The organism is Streptomyces colwelliae, assembly GCF_048158785.1.
Classification (GTDB): Bacteria; Actinomycetota; Actinomycetes; order Streptomycetales; family Streptomycetaceae; genus Streptomyces.
Map to the genome: position 1 here is coordinate 1 of NZ_JBLTJC010000606.1, position 4042 is coordinate 4042.

The window sequence follows — 4042 nt, forward strand, 5'->3', positions numbered from 1 at the left end:
ACGGGGATGGGGGTGCCGGGGGCGCAGGAGGTGCCCGGCCGGTCACCTCGGCGCCGTTGACCTCCACGAGCGCCGGTACGCCGGCACCGTCGCCCACGCCCACACCCACGCCCCCGGCGAGCGCCAAGACGCCCAACACTCCTACCGCGCCCTCCGGTTACCGCATCGCCCACGACCCCGACGGTTTCTCCCTCGCCGTACCGGAGGACTTCGTGCGCGTACCGCAGGGCGAGCGCATCTTCTACATGTCGCCGGGGGAGACCTTCCGCCTCGGCATCAAGATGTCCGACCCCGAACAGGGCGGCCCGCTCGCGGTGATGAAGCGCTCGGCGGCCGAGGGGGCGGACACGAACCCCGGTTACCACGACGGCGAGGTCACCGACACCACGCACTACGGACACCCCGCCGCGCTCTGGGAGTTCACCTGGAACGGCTTCAGCACGGCGGAGGGACCCCGGCACACCTACGACATGTGCTGGGAGGAGAACGGCCGGATGTACGACGTGTGGGTGTCGGCGCCGGTCGGCGAGGTGCGGGAGGCGAAGGAGTACTTCGACGTCGCCCTCAGCACGTTCACACGGGCATGAACGCGACATGTAGGGCATCTCGCGTCACGGCTCTGTGACCGGAAAGGCCCAGAGGTGGCTGCGGTGGCGTCTGGCGCGATATGGATGGACGTATGAGCAGCAACGGGGGAGCCAGACGCGGGGCCGACGAGCCCACGAGTTTCGCTCTGCAACCGCCGAACCCGCAGATGGCCGCGCCCGCGCCGGCGCCGCACCCGAACAACCCGTACGCGGCTCCCGCCCCGCCGCCCGACCCCGGCACCGGACGTCTCATAGCCGGGCGGTACCGGCTGCTCGGCAAGCTCGGGCACGGCGGTATGGGCACGGTGTGGCGCGCCAAGGACGAGACGGTGGATCGCGAGGTCGCCGTGAAGGAGCCGCGCGTCCCGGACCATCTTCCCGAACGCGAACGGGTCAACGCCTTCGAGCGGATGCGCCGCGAGGCGCGCGCGGCGGCACGGCTCGACCACCCGGCTGTCGTGAACGTGCACGATGTGGCCGTCGTCGACGGTCAGCCGTGGATCGTGATGGAGCTGGTGACCGGCCGCTCGCTGGGCGACGCGTTGCAGGAGGGCACCCTCGACGCACGCGACGCGGCCCGTGTCGGCCTCCAGGTGCTCGGCGCCCTCGAAGCGGCACACGCGGCGGGCGTCCTGCACCGAGACGTGAAGCCGGACAACGTCCTGCTGGGCCGGCACGACCGGGTCGTCCTGACCGACTTCGGCATCGCGCAGATCGAGGGCGAGACGAACCTGACCGACACCGGCGGTTTCGTCGGTTCGCCCGAATACATCGCGCCGGAACGGGTGTTGGGCCAGCGTCCCGGCCCCGCCTCCGACCTGTGGTCCCTCGGCGTGGTCCTGTACGCGGCGACGGAGGGCGTCTCCCCGTTCCGCCGCAGCAACACCCCCGCCACCCTCCAGTCGGTCCTCAACTCCGCGCCCGCACCGCCGACTTCGTCCCCGGGCCCGCTCGCCGACCTCATCACCGGCCTCCTCGCCAAGGACGCGGCGAGCCGCCCGAACGCGGCGCAGGTGCGCGCCGTCCTCGAATCGGTGGCGAACCCGCCGGCTCCGGCGCCGACGCAGGAGGTGCGGTACGTCGAACGCCCCGCAGTCAGGAGCCGGTTGGGCCGCAAGACGTGGTTCGGGCTCGGTGCAGTGGTGGTCGCGGCCGCGGTGGCCGCGTACCTGGTGGTCGCCAATCCGTTCGCGGGGCCGTTGCCGGACGGCTGGAAGAAGCATCACGAGTCCGACGTGGCCGCGACGCTCGCCGCCCCGGCCGCATACAAGCGTGCCGTCCCCGACCGAACTTCGGACAAGAGCCACTGGGTCACGTACACCGACCCGAGCGGCAGCATCTGGATCTTCCTGAGCCTCGACAAGAAGTCCGAGGACGCCAACGGCTACATCAAGGACTCGGCGGCGGCCGAAATGTACTCGGACAACGGCGACTTCAAGACCAGCGGCAGTGTCGACCTCGACATGGCGAAGGCCACGAGGACCGTCCCGAAGCCGACCGGCACGTACCAGGGCAAGCCGTCCGCCGAGAACACGATCACGTACGAGTCCGACGACACCCAGAATCCCCTCCCCCGCGAGCTGAGGATCCTCTACTACAAGACCTCCGCCGGGGACATGTACAGGCTCACCATCAGCTACCCGGGCAAGGGCGACTTCACGGCCCGCGGCCGCGAGGTGGCGAAGGCGGCGATCGCGAACCTGGACGTCGACACGCCGTGAGCGACGGTACGGACGCCGACCTCGCGGTCCTGAGCGTGCGCGCGCTCGGCGACCGCGGTCTGCCGGCCGACATGATCGGCGTGTACGCCGCCCGACGCCGCTACTCCGCCGTCGAACTGGAGCAGTTGGGCCTCCGGGACGACGGGACGGACTTCGACCTCTTCGGGCTGCGGGACCGGCTGGAGAGCGTCGTGTGGGTGAGCGACGAGGAGTTCGCGGCACACGGACTCGACGCGGCGGAGACCGCGGAACTACGGCGCTGGGCCCTGGAGTGGGAGTCGGACCTGGGCCTGCGGCTCGCGGAGGAGTACGACGACGATCCGGACCCGGATTCCGACCCCGAGAGCGACTAGCCCCGCAGCCGCGTCGCCGCCGACGTCAGCCGCCGCAACGTCCTCGAACGGGCCGCGGGCGGTGGGGAGTTGGTGATTCCGGCGCGCCAAGCAGGGCGCGCGTCGACAAGGCCGTATCCGGCACGGTACTGATGGGGCATGAGCGAAGTCGGCGAACAGGTGCGCGACGGACGTCTGGTCGGCGGTCGCTACCGGCTGCTCGAACGGATCGGCTCCGGCGGCATGGGCACCGTATGGCGGGCCTTCGACGAACTCGTGGACCGCGAAGTCGCCGTGAAACAGCCGCGGTTGCCCGGTGACCCGGAGGACGAGGAGTTCCAGCGCGCCGCCCACCGGCTCTATCGCGAGGCCCGCGCCGCCGCCCGGGTCGACCACCCCTCCGCCGTCGCCATCCACGATGTCGTCATCGAGGATGAACTCCCGTGGATCGTCATGGAGTTGGTGCGCGGCGAGTCCCTGCACGAACTGCTCGGGCGCGGCCCCGTCGCCCCCGCCGACGCCGCCCGCATCGGCCTCGCGGTCCTGGGCGCCCTGTGCGCCGCGCACGCCGTGGGGATCGTGCACCGGGACGTGAAACCCGCCAACGTCCTGCTCGGCCCGCACGACCGCGTCGTCCTCACCGACTTCGGCATCGCACACATCCAGGGCGAGGAATCCCTCACCGCCAGTGGGGAGTTCGTGGGCTCGCTCGAATTCATCGCCCCCGAGCGCATGTCGGGCACGGGCGCGGGACCGGCCTCCGACCTCTGGTCCCTGGGAGTGCTCCTCTACACGGCCGTCGAAGGGGCGTCCCCTTTTCGTCGTACGACCGTGGAGTCCACCCTCGGTGCGATCCTCGCGGGCGAACCACCCGAGCCGACCAGGGCGGGACCCCTCGGGCCGCTGATCCTGCGGCTGTTGGAGCGGGAGCCGGAGGCGCGGCCGGGAGCGGAGGAGGCCGGCGCGGTACTGGACGCGGTGGCCGAGGGGAAGGACGTACCGGAGCCGACGGCCATCACGGTTCCGCGCGACGCGGTGCCCGAGCACGCGCCGGAGGCCGCAGCGGTCGTAGCGGAGCCAGAGCCACAACCAGAGCTAGAGCCAGAGTCGGAGCCCGAACCCATACCCATACCCGTACCTATACCCGACCGGGCGGCCAGCCGGGGCAGGTTCTGCGCGCCGCCAGTGGCGAGGACACCTCGTCCACGACGGAACCTACGAGCCTCTCCTGCCCTCGGTCGCAGGAGCCGACCTGATCATCCGTCCCGACCTGTTCGCGAGCCGGACCGCGTCGAGATCCGGTTCCTGAGAGCGGCCCACTCCACCGAGCGCTCCACGGACGGTTCCGCCGAGCCTTCCACGAACGGTTCCGCCCAGCCTTCCACGAACGGTTCCGCCCAGC

The 4042-nt window shown here is 71.1% G+C and carries 4 protein-coding genes; all 4 read left to right on the top strand.

What is annotated here, in order from left to right; all coding sequences use genetic code 11:
- On the top strand, positions 1-587 hold a 587-nt coding region (locus tag ACNFOC_RS51795; protein WP_521987098.1), incomplete at its 5' end, for a serine/threonine kinase C-terminal domain-containing protein.
- Positions 588-679: 92 nt separating this feature from the next.
- The gene (locus ACNFOC_RS51800) at positions 680-2308 is read left to right on the top strand and encodes a serine/threonine-protein kinase (protein WP_416965932.1); all 1629 of its coding nucleotides are present in this window, start codon (positions 680-682) and stop codon (positions 2306-2308) included.
- A complete protein-coding gene (locus ACNFOC_RS51805; protein WP_416965933.1) occupies positions 2305-2661 on the top strand; it encodes a hypothetical protein in 357 nt (118 codons plus the stop codon). The genes ACNFOC_RS51800 and ACNFOC_RS51805 overlap by 4 nt, the downstream gene beginning before the upstream one ends.
- Positions 2662-2799: 138 nt before the next feature.
- The coding region (locus ACNFOC_RS51810) for a serine/threonine-protein kinase (protein ID WP_416965934.1) at positions 2800-4042 on the top strand (1243 nt) is incomplete at its 3' end.

Excerpts from the sequence above, each read along its gene's own strand:
- ACNFOC_RS51800 (WP_416965932.1), top strand. The coding sequence starts at position 680 with ATGAGCAGCAACGGGGGAGCCAGACGCGGGGCCGACGAGCCCACGAGT.